Consider the following 15,842-nt stretch of genomic DNA (forward strand, 5'->3'; position numbering starts at 1 on the left):
TCAGTCGCCGAAAACCATCAGCCGGTCAGCCTGAATGGCCGCCTCGACCAACTGCCCGAGACCCGAGATGCGAAAGCGCGGATGGATGTTGGTCGCATCCTTGCCGTTGCGCTTGGCCTCGCCCTCGTCGACCATGCCACGACGCTGCGCGGCGGCGACACACACAACCATATCGAGGTCGTGCTTCTCGGCCAACTCGGCCCAGCGCTCGACAACGTTGCGATCATCCTGCGGAGGGGTTGTCAGGCGGCTCGCGTTATCGACACCGTCGTGATAGAAGAACACGCGAAAAATCTCATGTCCTTTGTCGAGCGCTGCCTTGGTAAAAAAGTAGGCGGAGTCAGATGCCTGATGCTGATACGGTCCTTCGTTAATCTGAATTGCGAACTTCATTGATGACCTCGCTGAAAACGCACTAAGTCCTGCAGATTTAGCTGCTTAGGGCATGCGCGGTCCGCAGGACCGCGCACACCGAGCCAGAACGGGCCGCGTCAGAAGCGGATATAAGACGATGAGTTGAAGCTGGCCCGCGCACCGCGCCAGGTATCGATGTGATACTTGGTGAAGGGCAGCTCGACTTCCTCGAAAAAGCGTGGCCAACCGATGCGCTCGATCCATTCGTTCACGCGTTCCCAATCGCGCGCGCCTTCCTTATAGGCCTTCAGGATGCGCTTGACGATGGCGGTGGCCTCAGGCCAGCGCGGCGGATTGTTAGGGATGCCGGCGGCGACCAGCTTCTGGAAGGTCGGCTTGCCGCGCGCGTTGGAGTGATTACCACCCACCCAGATCGCCAGCTTGGAGTGCTCGGCATCGTTGATCTGCATCGGCGGACAGGGCGGATAGCAGGCGCCGCAGCAAATACACTTGCGCTCGTCGACCTCAAGCGAGGGCTTGCCGTTGACCATGGCTGGGCGAATGGCCGCAACCGGGCAACGGGCAACAACGGACGGGCGCTCGCAGACGTTCGCGACCAGATCGTGGTTGATCTTCGGTGGCTTGGTGTGCTGGATATTGATCGCGATATCGCCCTGACCGCCGCAGTTAATCTGGCAGCAGGAAGTGGTGATATGCACCCGATTAGGCATGTTGGCATTCTTGAACTCGTCGATGAGCTCATCCATCATCGACTTGACCACGCCCGATGCGTCGGTGCCGGGGATGTCGCAGTGCAGCCAGCCCTGGGTGTGGGAGATCATGGCCACGGTGTTCTGGGTGCCGCCTACGACGAAACCGGCCTCTTCCAGCGCATTGATCAGCGGCTGGACCCTGGTCTCGTCGGTGACCATATATTCGATATTAGAACGCAGCGTGAAGTGCACGAAGCCATCGGCGAACTCATCGCCAATATCGCACAGCTTGCGCAGCGAGAAGACATCCAAAATACGCTGGGTACCGGCCTTGACGGTCCAAATTTCGTCGCCACTGTAGGCCACGTGGCGCAAGACGCCAGGACGCGGATGCTCATGGTACTTCCACTGGCCGAAGTTCTTACGCATCGCAGGATGCATGTACTGCCAGGGATCGGGACAGCCGGACTCGATCGGCTCGCGCATGTCTTTAGCAGCCATCGACTTTCCTCCAGTTCGTTGGCTCCGCCTCCCGTCGGTGAGAGGCTGGGATTCTTTTGTGCCGGGCTCCCATCACCGGGAGCGCCGACGCCATCAATTCACGTAGCTCAAGTCGGGTATTTGGCTCGGCCGGGGAAGAGACCCCGACCTGAACCCAATACCGATCAACCGGCCGCGGCTTGCTGCTCGGCCTGACGCTCGAACCACTGCTCAGCCGCGTCGTCCCACCCATCCAGGCGGACGTAGGAGCTCTGGCGCGGATGCGACAGCATGTTCGGGTCGGCTTCGACGCCAATGCCATCAAGGAAGTTGGCGAGACCAATACGCTCGATCATCTCACCGCACCGCTCATGCTCCAAGCCGTTCTCGGCCCAGAAGTCGATGATGGTCTCGGCCAACTCGACCATGCTTTCGTAGTCTTCCTCGGTCTCCAGCTTCTTGAAGGGCACCAGCACGGTGCCCATCAGGTCACCGATCTTGAGCGTGCGCTTACCGCCGATCAGGATGGTCACACCCTTGTCATCGCCGGGATGCAGGGCCTTGGGCATGACATTCAGGCAGTGCATGCAGCGCACGCAGTCGCGATTGTTGACTTCGATCGAGTCGTCGTCGTTCAGCGACAAGGCATTGGTCGGACAACGCGTGATGACGTTATCGATAATGTACTGACGGCCCTTGGTCTTGACGTACTTCTTGATCTCGTCCTGGTCGACTTTCATGTCGTCACGCCAGGTGCCGAGAACCGCAAAGTCCGAGCGCTCAATGGCGTTCTGGCAGTCGTTCGGGCAGCCCGAAACCTTGAACTTGAACTTATAGGGCAGCGCCGGGCGATGGACGTCGTCGGTGAAGTTGTTCACCAGCGCGCGGTGAGATTTTAGCTCGTTGGTGCAGGACATCTCACAGCGTGCCGCGCCGACGCAGGACATGGCGGTACGCACGCAGGGACCAGCGCCGCCAAGATCCCAGCCGTATTCGTTGATCTCATCAAAGAAGTGCTGGGTGGCCGGCGTGTCGGCACCGATAAACATGATATTGCCGGTCTGGCCATGGAAGGTCACCAGGCCCGAGCCATGCTTTTCCCAGCTGTCCGCCAACTGGCGCAGCATCTTGGTGCTGTAATGATTACCCGCCGGCGGTTGCACCCGCAGGGTATGGAATTCCTTGGATTTAGGGAAGGCAGTGCCGACCTCAGAGAAGCGCGGAATAATGCCGCCGCCGTAGCCGAAGACCGAAACGGTACCGCCCTTCCAGTAACCCTTGCGGGTCTCGTAAGAGTGCTCCAACTGCCCGAGCAGGTCGTTGGTCATTGAGTTGATGCGCTCTTCCGGGTGCTGGTCGCGCAGCCGCTTGATGCCAGAAATGAAGCTTGGCCAGGGCCCGGTCTCGAGCTGGTCGAGCATCGGGGTATGGTGCTTTTCGATTGCCATAGCGCTAATTCTCCCGAAACTGAAAAAATCTGAAGGGTCGCGGTCGATCGCTCCCATCGGCAAACACTTTAGTCCGAGCAAAACGCTAGGGCAATTCCACCATTAGGAGGGGGCCATCCCCCACCGTCTATCCCTTTCGAGATAGTTGACAGATCAGCCATCTATTTCAGCGATCTCGGTGCTCTAAAACAAGCGCCAGAAAGCCCGGGCGAAAGATGGTAGACGCGCGCTTGAGCAATGTCAAAAAACTCTAATATTAGCGCTTTCTGATATACCAAACGCCCATCTCTTGAGCCGCGGCGGAGGCGGCTGCACGAACCGCGGCCTTGTGTTCCGCCCGGGGCGCACTGAACTAAGACCTCAGGCATACGCCAGCACCATCGTGGTTTGGAGCCATTGTTTGGAGCTAAGCAGAGTCAAAGGACGAGCATGGTTTTGGGATTGAGTTTGGCATGAATCTGGAGTCACAACCCTTGGCGCCACCGCCCCTGCACGACAGCCGCGGCTACCGTGCCTGGCGATCGGCCAAGCTGCGGCAATTCGAGCAAGCCCGCGGGCTGCCGCGTCTGGAGTTGAGCAGTCTGGCTCCAAGCGATCGCGAGCTGCGAGCACTGTGGGACGCGCTTGAGAGCACCAACATGGTTCTGGTGCGTTTGTACGACCCGGCCGCGGTCACTGCAGAGGCCATGCTAGCGCTTGGCCAGCGACTCGGGCTCAAGACACTCGATCACAACCCTTGCGCCGATCAGCAGGCAGTCTCCCGGCTTGAGAACCGCTCGGCACCGCTCGAACAGCAGGGAGACCAGCAAGGAGGGCAACTGGGCGGACAAAGGGGCGGCGAGTACATCCCCTATACCGATCGCGCCCTCGGCTGGCATACCGACGGTTACTACAACCCACCCGAGGCCGCGGTGCGCGCCTGGATGCTGTTTTGCGTCCGTCCCGCCGCCAGCGGCGGCGAGAACGCACTGCTCGACCCCGAACTGGCCTACCTGTGGCTGCGCGATCGCGATCCGGCGCTGATTGATGCGCTCATGCATCCGCAGGCCTTTTGTATTCCCGCCAACCGCCACGATGGTAAGGAGCAGCGCCCGCGCACCTGCGGGCCGGTCTTTGCGCTGCGCGACAGACGCTTGCTCATGCGCTTCAGCGCGCGCGGGCGCAACATCGACTGGCATCCGGGCGCCGAGAGCGCGCGCGCCGCGCTTGGCGAGTTGTTTTCATCCGACAGCGACTTCATCTTGCGCCACAAGCTGAGCGCGGGTGAGGGCTACATCACCAGAAACGTGCTTCACACCCGAGCCGCCTTCGCCGACGGCCCAGGTGCCGGACGGCTACTCCTGCGGGTGCGTTACCGCGACGCCTTAGTCAGGGCGGGCGAAGGCGTGCAGCTCAAGCAGCGAACCACATCGGCATGACCGCCTTTCAGGTATGACAGCCTTTTCGGCCTGACCAGTGGCGGTCAAGTCTCATCAGCACAAACGGGAGCCTCTGCCCCATGTTGAAACTCAGCGAAATCCTCGTCGCCAATCAAGAGCTTGAAAGCTTCGACGATCTGGTGCCCATTATCCAAGCCATCGCCCGTGGCGGCGAGCGCTTCTTCCGCATGGACGTTAAGCCGCCCTTCCCGGATACCCCGGAGAACTGGGAAGACCGGCTCGAAGCCGCCTTCAGCGGTCTGCTGCGTTAGCGCCCTGCCCTTTGCGCCAGCCAAATGCCCGCCAAGTTTCCAACAGATACCCGCTGTATGCCCGCTGGCCATGTTGGCCGTCGCCAATCAGCAGCGCACCCGCGACACGATGAACAACCACCAGCGCCCCCATTGACCGCCGCCACAGACAGCCATGCATGAGATTGCCATGACGAATTTCTTCGACATCACCCGGTCGCACCTGCCAGACACGGCCGCCGACTCCGTGCATCCCCGCTCCGCCGAGGAGGCCGCGCTCGAAAGCCACCTGAGCACCTTGCAGGAGCAGCATCGCGATCTTGAGCGCCGCGGTGCCGATGCTGGCGCACGCGCCGAGCTGCAGCTTCAGATCGCGCGCACCCTGGTCAGCCTTGAGCGCGGCGCCGAGGCCTGGCCTTTGGCGCGCGAGGCGCTCGACAGCCTGATCGAGGCGCGCGATTTCGAGTCCGCCGCCGACTGCTGCGACGTGCTCTTTCGCGCCGAGCAACCGCAGTCGCTCGCGGCCCTCGGCCAAGGCATCTGGCTCGCGGTGACCTACCCGATCGACCCCGAGCTGTCGGTCGAACTGCTCAGTCACGTCATCGACGAAACCCCGGATGACGCCGACGGCGCGGCAGTGGCTGCCACCACAGCGCTGTTTCTGGCCGACGTGCGCGCCCAAGGCATCCAGCGCGACAACCTGATGTTCTTCGCCTCGCAGCAGCTCGGGGAAGTCGCCCGCCGCCATAGCAAGGTCGAGAATCAAGCAGCCTTCGATGCCTGGCGCGACCGCATGGAACTGCACGAACCGGACAAATTCCTGGTGCGCCTGCGTAACATCGTCGATGTTCTGGTTCAAGACGAGTGGTGGTTCGACCGCGAGGCCCTGCAGTCCCAGCTGCCGCTGAACTGAGCAGCGTCGATACAAATCCGGCCAGCGATGGCCTCATTCACACATCAAGCGCAAGCAACAGCACAATCGCGATGACTGAAACCTACTGGCAGGAAGAATCTCCAGAACAGCCCCCAAGCGTCACCGACGACGTGGTTGACGTGCTCTTCTCGCTCAAATGCCGCTCGCTGCCGGTCGATCATGCCGAATCCTTGGCACAAGCGCTGCTTAGCGCCGCGCCCTGGATCAGCGAGGAGCCCTGCTGCGGCATTCACAGCATTCATGTCGCCGGCTCCCAGAACGGCTGGCAGCGGCCCGATGCCGATGCCGGACAGCCGCTCATCCTGTCGCGCCGCACCAAGCTCGGCATTCGTGTCCCCAAGGGGCGCGTGCCAGAGCTGCGCGCCGCGCTCGAGCATCGGGATTTCGACATCGCCGGCAACAATCTGCACCTTGAAACCGGCAAGGAGCGCGCGCTCAGCCGCGAAACCACCATTTTCTCTCGCTACGTCTGCTGCAAGGACAGCGATAGCGAAAACGACTTCCTCGCCTGGACCGTCGCCGCCCTGGCTGAGCTGGACATTAAGATTCGCAAGGCCCTGTGCGGCAAAGCCGTCAAGCTGAACACCTCGACCGGGCAACTGCCAACCCGCAGCCTGATGCTCGCCGACCTCAGCCTGGAAGAATCCGTGCGCCTGCAGCAACAGGGCCTCGGCCCCCACCGCGAGCTCGGCTGCGGCCTGTTCATCCCGCACAAAGGCATCGAGGCCGCCGGCCCGACCAAAGGCTGACGCGGCAGGCGAGGAAACCGCCACGGCCCCCAAAAAAACGGCATTATCAAAAACCGTGCTGAGAGTGACGCAACTGGCGGCATTAGAATATGATAAAAAGCTGACCGGCCGGCGACCGGCCGGCGCTTTCGCCTCCGGCAATAACGACAAGAGGATCATCGACATGGCGATCGAGGTCAATGGCACCAGCATCGAGACAACCGACAACGGCTTTCTGGTCACTTACACCGACTGGAACGAAGATGTCGCCCGCAAGCTCGCGGAGATCGAGGGCATCGAGCTCACCGAGCAGCACTGGGACGTCATCAACTACTTGCGCGACGAGTACATCAACAACAACCAGAACCAGCCGATGGAGCGCGTCCTGCTGAAAGACATGGGCAAGAAATGGGGCTCCAAACCCAGCAGCAAGGACGTCTACAAACTCTTCCCCCTCGCCCCCACCAAACAGGGCACCAAGATCGCGGGCCTGCCTGCGGTCATGCGCAAAGGCGGCTACTGAGCCCCAAACACCCGCCCGGCATCCCATCCCCGGGATTGCCGGTTGCGGGCTTGGCCTGGCCGGTTTCCGCGCCTGCTGGGAACCGCCAACCTAAGCATGAACAGTGAGCACGGATCCGTAGCCGTCATGGAATCTCACGGCTAAGGCACCGTTTTGTCTATCCAGCGCGACCACCGTCCCTGTCATCATGCCCATCCGCCTGATCAGCGCCAGCCGGCGCACTGATATTCCGGCTTTTTATGGCGACTGGTTCATGAACCGGGTGCGGGCCGGGTGGTGCGCCGTGCCCAATCCGTTCAATGCCAGGCAGGTCTCGCGAGTGGAGTTTGTGCCTGGCGAGACGGTGATCGTGTTCTGGACGCGCTGGCCGGCGCCTTTTCTGCGCCATCTCGATGAGCTGACCGAGCGCGGCTTTGCGTTTTACTTCCTCTATACCCTGGTCGATTATCCGCGCCCGCTCGAGCCTCAGGCACCACTGTGTGACAAAAGCCTGGCGGTGTTTCGGCGCCTGGCCGAGCGTATTGGCCCGGAGCGGGTGATCTGGCGCTATGACCCCATTGTGCTGAGCGCGGCCATGGATGCCGACTTCCATCGTGAGCGCTTCGCGCGTATCGCCCAGCGCTTGCAGGGGTCAACCACGCGGGTGGTGATTAGCATCGCCAATCATTATGCCAAGCTGCGCGGGCGCCTGCGTGAACTGGCGGCAGCCCATCCCGAGCTGGCTCCGCGCCCTTTCGATGCCGGCGGGGATGGCGGGAACGGTCTTGGTGGCAAGACTGCAAGCCAGGCCAGCTCGGGCGTGGGGAGCGAGACTGCAAGCAGCGCGGGCAACGCGACTCAGAGCCAGATCGGCCGCGATGGCGCGCTGATCCAGGACCTGGCCCATCTGGCTGGTGAGCATGGTCTGGAAATTCGCGGCTGCGCGGAGGAATTCGACCTGCGTCGCTGGGGTGTGCAGCCGGGCAAGTGCATCGACGACGAGCTAATCCGCCGATTGTTCCAGCTGCCGGCGCCGACGCGCAAGGACAAAAGCCAGCGCGCGGTCTGCGGTTGTGTCGAGAGCCGCGATATCGGCATGTACGACAGCTGCCTGTTTGGCTGCGTCTATTGCTATGCCACCCGCAGTTTTGCCACTGCCCGGCACAATCATGCGCATCATGATCCGCACGCGGAATCGCTGATCGGTGACTATCGCGCTCCACCGCCTGTCACGCGCTCCTCCGCGCCGCTCCCTTCGCCAGCGCTGTAACACAATAATCTTACAGTTATGTTAAAACTGCAGCCGTCACCCAAACCGCGCTGTAGCGCTGCTGTTTTACCAATCGACAAAGCCTCTGCACCTGACCCAATGCCTCGCGAACTTCTCATCATGCGTCACGCCAAATCGGACTGGGACGGCGCGGCGCGGCGCGATTTTGACCGGCCACTGGCCAAGCGCGGCAAGCGCGATGCGCCGCGAGTCGGCGCTTGGCTGTATCGCGAGGGGCTGGTGCCGGATTTGATTCTAAGCTCTCCGGCCGAGCGCGCGCGCGCAACAGTCATCAAGGTGTGCAAGCGCCTGGACATCAACCGCCAGGACATCCAGTGGCAAGAACAGATCTACGAGGCCGAAACCACCACCCTGCTCGAGCTACTCGGCCAATGCCCGCCGGAGTCCAGCACGGTACTGCTGGTGGGTCACAACCCTGGGCTCGAGTCGCTGCTGCGCTACCTGACAGATAATGATTTCGACCCGCCCGCTGATGGCAAGTTGCTGCCCACCGCGGCCCTCGCGCGGCTTGAGATGCCAGCAGATTGGTCGCAACTCGCGCGCGGCTGCGCCAACTTGATCTCCCTGACCCGCCCTAAGCACCTGCCCGACTCGGACTGAGCAGCTCGCGTACCGCCGCCGCCAGTCGGCTGAACTCGGCCTGCACGGCGCCCGCTAGCGCAGCATCCGCAACCCCCTCAATGCCTTGCTGCTCGATCTTGCTCAAGACAGCGGCCAGGCGCTCGGCCCCCACATTGGCTGCTGCGCCATACATGGCATGGGCAAGTCGCGCCGTCTCCTGCGGCTCGGCGCACTCGAGGGCATCGCTAAGCGCTGCGAGCTTGGGCGGTTGATCTTCAACGAAAAGCTCAAGCACCATCCGCGCGTCATCGATCTCGTCGCCGAGTCGCCCCAGCAGCCCATCCCAGTCGAGCACCGGCTCGACGCCATACTCAGGCTGTCCGCCCGAGCTGCTCGCGTGCTCTGATGTCCCTGCCGCCTGGCGCCTTTGCTGCCCATGCTCTAATTGTTCCAGTGGTGTGCTCGCGCCATCTGGAGCTTCTGCCGCCAGGGCGCTGCCTCGCTTGCCGTCGGCATGCCCGTTCAGCCCGCCGGCCGGTTCCAACCCGATGCCAAGCCAGCGACCAAGCACCTCAGCCAGATCCGCCGGTTGCAGAGGCTTGACCAAATAGTCGTTCATACCTGCGGCCAGGCAGCGCTCGCGATAGCCGTGCATGGCGTGTGCTGTCATGGCGATGATGGGCACCGCCGGCGTTCTTACGCCGTCGCGCGCGGCGCGGATGCGAGCGGTCGCCTCGAAGCCATCCATGCGCGGCATCTGCACGTCCATCAGCACCAGATCGAAACACTGCTCGCGCAACGCCGCCAGCGCCTCGACGCCGTCACCGACCGTGCGCACCTCAAACCCCAGCCGCGCGAGCTGCGCCTCGGCAATCTGCTGATTGACCCGATTGTCCTCGGCGAGCAGCACGCGCGCCGGTTGCTGGTCTCTGCCCGACGCGAGCGCAACTGGGGCAAGCGCCACCGACTCGAGCCGAGGCTCCAAGGGCGCGGCCGCCACTTCCAGCTCGGCGGTGAACCAGAAGGTGGAGCCCTCGTCGGGGCGACTGCTGACGCCGACCTCGCCGCCCATCAGCTCCGCGAGCTGTTTGACGATGGCAAGACCCAGCCCGGTGCCGCCAAAGCGACGCGTGGTGGAGGTGTCGACCTGACTGAACTTGGCAAAGAGCGTGCCGAGCTTGTCCTCGGGGATGCCGATTCCGGTGTCGCTCACCGCCACCCGCAGTCGGACCGGCTGCCCCGGCTCCTCCGGACGCTCTGTCTGCCCTGTCTGCTCTGGCTGCTCTGGCTGCCCCGGTTGCGCAGAGCCTGGCGCTTCCGCCGCCAGCTCGATGATCACGCGCACCTCACCCTGTTCGGTGAATTTGATTGCGTTGCCGAGCAGATTGATCAGCACCTGGCGCAGCCGGCCCGGATCGCCGCGCAGATGCGAGGGCACGCGGGTGTCGATTTCCTGATGCAGCTCGAGCCCCTGGGCACGCGCGCGCGGTTCGAGAATCGCTAGCGCGCTGTGCAGCAGCTCATCGAGCGCGAAGGGCAGTGTTTCCAGGCGCAGGGCGCCGGCCTCGACCTTGGCGAAGTCGAGAAAATCGTTCACCAGCGCCAGCAGCGCGGTGCCGCAATCGCGAATGGTCTCAACCCGTTGGCACTGCTCCCGCTCCAAGGCGGACTCCAGCAGCAGGTCAGTCATGCCGATGACGCCATTGAGCGGCGTGCGGATCTCGTGGGTAACATTAGCGAGAAACTCGCTTTTCGCCCGATTGGCGCTCTCGGCCTGCTCGGCGAGTTGCGTCACCTGCGCGATGGTGCGTTGCAGTTCGGCATAGGTGCGGGCGTTGGCGATGGCCAGTCCGCACAGACTGGCGATGGCCAGCCCGAGGCTGAAATAGCGCGCCCGATACTGCGGAAAGGTAATGCCCCGCACCACGACCATGGCCAGTATCTGCCGAGCGTGGTCGATGCGCAGCGCGAAGCCGTCCTGCTCGGGCAGTTCCAGACCGCGGGCATCGAGCCGCTCGAGCAGCGCCTGGAACTCGTCGGTGTCGGCTGCAGACGACGGCTGGGCATGCACTTGCGCGATACGCCCGTCATGCACCTCGATGAAACTGAGCGAACGACAGCCAAAGAGCATCTGGAACAGCTCATGGATGCGACTGATAGTGGTCGGCTCATCGGAAATGTCGGTCAGGCGCATCAGCAGGTCCAGCGCCATGGCGTGGTCTGCCACCTTGCGGTTGGCCCCGGCGAGTTCCTCGCGCAACCGCGCCTGGGTCTGGCCATGGCGCCAGTCACCAAGCTGTTTGTCGAGAAACAGGCGCAGATAGTCGCGGCCAACAAAGCAGCGCCGCCAGGGCAGCGCCACATAGTCGGCCATCTCCGCGAGCTGCCCGGCAATGCGCTCATCGGGCGCGGTTTCAAGCCAAACCAGCACGCGCGCGGATTCCTTAAAGAAGGCCCGTGCCGTGGTCTGATCGAAGCCCCAAGCGCTCAGGTGCTCGCGCCAGTGCAGCAACCAGCCACCGCTTAACAACCAGCCACCGTCCTTAATCTCGCGCGCGAGCAGATCGGCGCCGGCAAGCATCTCAGTGCAGTGGCGCAAAGGCGCCAGTCCAGGGTTCGCCGCTTGCAGCTCAGGCATGGACGCTGTTGCTTTTGGGCCCGCGCTGGCACCAGCGCTGGCACTGGTGCTGGTCGCGCAGTCGCAAGCGCCCAGCACCAACCTGTCGGTGCAGCCATCACCATCGGCCTCGAATGCCCGCTGCGCGATCCGACAGCGCCCGGAGGGCTCCAGGCAGGATGCCGGCTCGGGGATCAGGCGCGCATCCCCGACATCCAACTCGGCCAATGCAGCATTGACGTCCGCCAAATAGTGGGCGCAGACGTGGATGCAAAGAATGGCGGGAGATGAGGTCACATCAGCACTCCTGCCGCCTGTGGTAAAGGCGTTGTTCCTTCAAGCGTCTAACTCAGCGCGCTAACCAGAGCCCGAGGTTTTCGATGTGACCCAGTCGAGCGGATAACGTCCCCAGCGCTCGACGGCATCGGCGATGGCGAGCAAGGTCTCCTCAGGCACCTGAAAGGGAATCTCGCCATGGTTATCGGACAGGATAAAGCCCCCGCCCGGCCCGGCGGCGGCGATGGCCTGCTTGACCGCCTGCTCGGCGGCGCTCGCGTCCCAGCGGCGCATGGCGATGCCGTTCAGGTTACCGAACAGCGTCAGGCGCCCGGCCGCGGCCTGCTTGAGTTTGCCCAAATCCTCATCAGCGCTGACGCCGATCAACGCCGCTCCGGTCGCGGGCAGGTCGTCAATGATACGCAGACAGCGACCGGAGGCGAAGTGGGTCGCCACCGGCCCTTGAATCTTGGCGATGGTGCGCACCGCCACCGGCTTGCCCAGACGGCGGAAATCCTCCGGCCGCGAGATGGTCTGGGAGGAGACCGGATCGAAATAGCAAATGGCCGTGGCTCCGGCCTTGATCTGCGCATTGGCCCAATCGACACAAAACGCCTCGTTGAGTGCCATCAAATGCTCAAACAGCTCAGGGTGCTCCAGCATCAGCATCAGATAACGCTCGAAGCCGAGCTGCATCACCGGCAGCGAGAAGGGCGACATCACCACACCGATAATGGGCATCTCGCCATCGCGCGCGCGCAGCCCCGCGATGGCATCGAGCACCCGCTTCAGGTCGGGTGAGTCGGCCACGCGCGGCAGCTGCAGGCGGCGAATGTCCTCGAGATTGCGCACCAAGGGACCACCACAACTGGGCGGCCCGTCCTCAATGTAAATCACCTCCGCGCCCCAGGCCTTGGTCTCGATCGCCGCATAGAAAAAGGCGTAATAGCAGTCGTTGCGGTACTTTGCCCGCATGCGCAGCTGGCCTTCAACCACGTTGCGCGGATCAGCAAAATAGTCGTGAATCGACAGGCCCAGCTCGCGCGCCCCATGCATGGTCAGCAGCAAAAACAGCGGCACCCGATCCGGCTCGGACTGGCCGATGGTCGTCAGCACCCGTTGCAGGGAGCTCATGGTTCCGGTTCCAGTTCCGGCCTCGGTTCCTGTCATGGTCTGGCTCGTGATCTGGCTCATCTGGATGCCTCCTCCGCTGCGCGCACCAGGGCCAGCGCATCGGCGGCGGTGGCACCGAAGGCATCGGCACCCACCTCATGATAGAGGTTGGGATCAAACCGAAAGGGTGCGCCACCGACCAGAATGCGGGTGCGCTGCCCGGCAGCATCGAGCGCCGCGCGCAGATTCTTCACCCGCAGGGCCGACGGCAGCATGAGCACCGACAGCAAAAGCACCTGCACATCATCACGCACCACATGCTCGGCCAGGGTCGCAGCATCGGCGGTGCCATAATCGCGCACCCGATAACCGCTTGCGCGCAGTACGGCACACACCATGCGCTTACCGAGCAAATGATAATCATCCAGGGTGGAAATGCCGATCCGCAGCGGCGGCTTCTCGCTCCCACCATCCGCGCCCCACTCGCTCACTTCTCCGGCCTCAACCGACTTAAACTGCGGCAGCCCGGTGATCAACTCCTCGCACAAACGCCCACTCATATACACCTGCGACAGCGAAACATCACCCCGCTCCCACTGCTCGCCAATCGACTCCAGCGCCGGCACCACCAACTCGTCGATGGGCGCGAGCGAATTGGCAGGGTCCGCACCAGAGACCATTTTCTCGAGCGCCAAACGATCAATCGCGAGCAGCGCATCCACAAAGGCTTTGACAGGGTCGGTCATTGCGTTGGTCTCCTGCGTGGCTTCGCGGACAAAATCATCCGCCCCCGATTCGCGGTTGATGGAAGCTGGCGTGTGGCGTCTCAAGCCTTAAAGAATCAGCTGCGAGAATCGCAGCAGCATCTCGCCATCCGCCTTCTCGCACCCTTGTTCACCCTGGACATAGTATCGCAGCTGGGATTCGAGAATCTCCCCGAAGCACCCAACCGGCGTCAGTCGATCCGTTCGACATCGAAGCCCACCAGCTGCCGCTGCTGTTCGCTGAAGGCGATGCCGATCAGAAAAATCGGCTGACCAAGCGCACGGTATTTGTCGGCATAGCCCTTGTCTTTGATCTGTTGCAAGGCGCTGCCTGCAGGCGAGCGCTCGGCAACCTTGAACTCGAACAGCCAGATTTGGTGGTTGAACTTGAGCGTCAGGTCGATGCGCCCGTGATGGGTGATATCTTCGGCGATCAGCTCCAGGCCAAGCGCTGCCAGATGGCTGTAGAAGACGCTGGCCCAGTAGCCTTCGTAATGGGCAATGGGCGTGTTGTCATGCCAATGATGCGGGATGGCGGCGAACAGGCTGTGCAGATGCTCGCGCAGCGGTTCGGGGTCGCCGGCCTGGAGAATGTCGTAGAGCTGCCCGGACAGTCGGCTGGCCTGGCTGGCGTTGCCGATCAGCGCCTTGGCCAGCACGTTGTTGAGGGCGCTTTGGACTTCCAAGTTTGGGTAGGTCAGGCGGTAGCGTGCGCGGGCGCCGATGCGTTGCATCTCAGCGAAGGTGAGATAACCGGTCTGCCACAGCAGGGCTTCGGTGGCGATATGATCGACATCGAAGCTCGACAGCAGTTCGTCATCGGCGATGGTCTGGGATAGATCGGGGGTGAAAATTCCGCGCTGCATCAGCAGGTCAATCAGCCCGGTGGGTGAGCCGGTCTCGAACCAGAACGAACGCAGCTCGCGTTCCTGAAACAACAGTAGCAGGTCGAAGGGGTTGTAAACGGCATCGCCCAGCCAGTTGTAACCGTTGTACCAGCATCGCACTTCATCGCGGTCAAGGTCTTGCCATTCGGGCGCGAAGACCTGTTGCACGTCTTCTTCGGTATAGCCGCACAGCGCCGAGTAGCCTGCCGAGACGGTGATGTCGCGCAGGTTATTCAGCCCCGAGAACAAACTTACCCGGCTGAACTTGCTTACTCCGGTGATGAAAACAAAGCGCACATCTGCTTCGCGGTCTTTGATCACGGAGTAGAGATTGCGCAGCCCGTCGCGCAACTCGCGCGCCAGCTCAGGGCAGGTCAGGTTATCAAGGATGGGCTTGTCGTATTCATCCACCAGCACCACGGCGCGCTGGCCGCTCTTTTGGCGCGCAAGGCCAATCAGTTCGGCGAGACAGGCTTCCGGCTCTGGCTCGGTGCATTCGACATCCAGCCGGGCCATGTTCAGACGCAACTGCTCGCCAATCTTGGTATCAAGCCGCGCGCGAGAGCGCACCACCCCGCCGCCGAAGCTTAAGCGGATAACCGGGTAGCGCACCGACCAGTCCCAGTCGGCATGAATGGCCAGCCCGCGAAACAGCGGCTCGTTGCCGGCGAACAGCTCACCGATGGTATCGATCAGCAGAGATTTGCCGAATCGGCGCGGACGGGATAGAAAGTAAAAGCTGCCCTCGTCAATCAACCGGGCGATAAAGCCGGTTTTATCGACGTAGTAATAATCCTCCTCGCGCATCTTGGCGAAGGTCTGTATGCCAATAGGCAGTTTGCGGCGAGACATGATCACGACCCTGGGGACGCTGTTGATAGAATGCGATCATCAAACAACAGTGCGAGAAAGTCGAATCTGTTCCCAAATAGAAGGGAAAGGAGGCAAAGGTCAGGACATGGGCTCCAGGTGCAAATGCCGCGCTGATCCCTCCGCATCCCCGTGATTGTGAGCCTGCTCGGAGGTCCTGACCGGTAGCAGGAAGAGTCTGGCATGGCGCACGCCGGTTTCGGCGCTGACCGCATCCGCGAAGGCCCGCACCCGCTGCGCCGAGCCGCGCAGCACCACGGTCTCCATGCAGTTGTCATGGTCGAGGTGCACATGCAGGGTGGAGACGGCCAGGTCGTGATGATCGTGCGAGAGCCGGGTCATACGCGCTGCCAGCTCGCGCTGGTGATGGTTGTAGACGTAGGTGAGGGTGGCGAGACAGTCGCTGGCCTCCGGCCGGGCGAGTTCCTCAGCACCCAGGCGGTCGCGGATCAAATCCCGCAGTGCCTCGGAGCGATTGTCATAGCCGCGACTCTTGCGATAGGTCTCGAACTGCTCAGCCAGGTCGTCGTTAACGGTGATGGTGATTCGCTGCATCTTTGGTTTCCGCTCCGCCCGAGTGCATAACTGCCGACAGTGGCCCCGGTATTATGATCGATCTCGCCGTCCGGGTTGAA

General features: G+C 62.4%; 15 protein-coding genes. 7 read left to right on the plus strand and 8 right to left on the minus strand.

Translation table 11 applies throughout. The annotated features are described in order from the left end of the window. The 3 genes from tusD to dsrA form a co-directional block, all read right to left on the minus strand. Complete coding sequence (tusD, locus tag Thiosp_RS19995; RefSeq protein ID WP_201068713.1) at positions 1-393, minus strand: sulfurtransferase complex subunit TusD; 393 nt, start codon at positions 391-393, stop codon at positions 1-3. Positions 394-491: 98 nt separating this feature from the next. After that, positions 492-1,568: a dissimilatory-type sulfite reductase subunit beta gene (dsrB, locus tag Thiosp_RS20000; protein WP_201068714.1), complete on the minus strand. Its 1,077-nt coding sequence runs from the start codon at positions 1,566-1,568 to the stop codon at positions 492-494. A gap of 164 nt (positions 1,569-1,732) precedes the next feature. After that, positions 1,733-2,995, minus strand: coding sequence for a dissimilatory-type sulfite reductase subunit alpha (gene dsrA, locus Thiosp_RS20005; protein ID WP_201068715.1), 1,263 nt, complete (start codon positions 2,993-2,995; stop codon positions 1,733-1,735). A gap of 452 nt (positions 2,996-3,447) precedes the next feature. On the opposite strand from dsrA, the gene Thiosp_RS20010 reads away from it, so the two are divergent. From Thiosp_RS20010 to Thiosp_RS20040, 7 genes are all read left to right on the plus strand, one after another. Beyond that, on the plus strand, positions 3,448-4,413 hold the full coding sequence (locus Thiosp_RS20010; protein ID WP_201068716.1) for a TauD/TfdA family dioxygenase: 966 nt from the start codon (positions 3,448-3,450) through the stop codon (positions 4,411-4,413). 80 nt (positions 4,414-4,493) lie between these two features. Beyond that, a complete protein-coding gene (locus Thiosp_RS20015) occupies positions 4,494-4,685 on the plus strand; it encodes a sulfur relay protein DsrC (protein ID WP_201068717.1) in 192 nt (63 codons plus the stop codon). 169 nt (positions 4,686-4,854) lie between these two features. Beyond that, positions 4,855-5,577 carry a hypothetical protein gene (locus Thiosp_RS20020; protein ID WP_242518901.1) on the plus strand — a complete coding sequence of 241 codons (723 nt, stop codon included), beginning with the start codon at positions 4,855-4,857 and terminating at the stop codon, positions 5,575-5,577. Between the two features lie 71 nt (positions 5,578-5,648). Next, complete coding sequence (cas6, locus tag Thiosp_RS20025; RefSeq protein ID WP_201068719.1) at positions 5,649-6,347, plus strand: type I-MYXAN CRISPR-associated protein Cas6/Cmx6; 699 nt, start codon at positions 5,649-5,651, stop codon at positions 6,345-6,347. 163 nt (positions 6,348-6,510) lie between these two features. After that, positions 6,511-6,849: a TusE/DsrC/DsvC family sulfur relay protein gene (locus Thiosp_RS20030; protein WP_201068791.1), complete on the plus strand. Its 339-nt coding sequence runs from the start codon at positions 6,511-6,513 to the stop codon at positions 6,847-6,849. Between the two features lie 187 nt (positions 6,850-7,036). Further along, positions 7,037-8,098: a DUF1848 domain-containing protein gene (locus Thiosp_RS20035; RefSeq protein ID WP_201068720.1), complete on the plus strand. Its 1,062-nt coding sequence runs from the start codon at positions 7,037-7,039 to the stop codon at positions 8,096-8,098. Positions 8,099-8,197: 99 nt separating this feature from the next. Continuing rightward, entirely contained in the window at positions 8,198-8,719 is a 522-nt protein-coding gene (locus Thiosp_RS20040; RefSeq protein ID WP_201068721.1) for a SixA phosphatase family protein, read from the plus strand. Here the strand turns inward: Thiosp_RS20040 and Thiosp_RS20045 are convergent. The 5 genes from Thiosp_RS20045 to nikR form a co-directional block, all read right to left on the minus strand. Then, complete coding sequence (locus Thiosp_RS20045; RefSeq protein WP_201068722.1) at positions 8,694-11,594, minus strand: hybrid sensor histidine kinase/response regulator; 2,901 nt, start codon at positions 11,592-11,594, stop codon at positions 8,694-8,696. The genes Thiosp_RS20040 and Thiosp_RS20045 overlap by 26 nt on opposite strands. A 60-nt stretch (positions 11,595-11,654) precedes the next feature. Next, positions 11,655-12,767, minus strand: coding sequence for a uroporphyrinogen decarboxylase family protein (locus Thiosp_RS20050; RefSeq protein WP_201068723.1), 1,113 nt, complete (start codon positions 12,765-12,767; stop codon positions 11,655-11,657). Then, positions 12,764-13,432 (minus strand): cobalamin B12-binding domain-containing protein, encoded by a 669-nt coding sequence (locus tag Thiosp_RS20055; RefSeq protein ID WP_201068724.1) that lies wholly within the window; start codon positions 13,430-13,432, stop codon positions 12,764-12,766. Before Thiosp_RS20055 ends, Thiosp_RS20050 begins: the two co-directional genes overlap by 4 nt. A 209-nt stretch (positions 13,433-13,641) precedes the next feature. Continuing rightward, a complete protein-coding gene (locus Thiosp_RS20060) occupies positions 13,642-15,189 on the minus strand; it encodes an ATP-binding protein (RefSeq protein ID WP_201068725.1) in 1,548 nt (515 codons plus the stop codon). Positions 15,190-15,288: 99 nt separating this feature from the next. After that, entirely contained in the window at positions 15,289-15,762 is a 474-nt protein-coding gene (gene nikR, locus Thiosp_RS20065; RefSeq protein ID WP_201068726.1) for a nickel-responsive transcriptional regulator NikR, read from the minus strand. Positions 15,763-15,842 lie beyond the last annotated feature (80 nt).

This window comes from Thiorhodovibrio litoralis (genome assembly GCF_033954455.1).
GTDB classification, from domain to species: domain Bacteria; phylum Pseudomonadota; class Gammaproteobacteria; order Chromatiales; family Chromatiaceae; genus Thiorhodovibrio; species Thiorhodovibrio litoralis.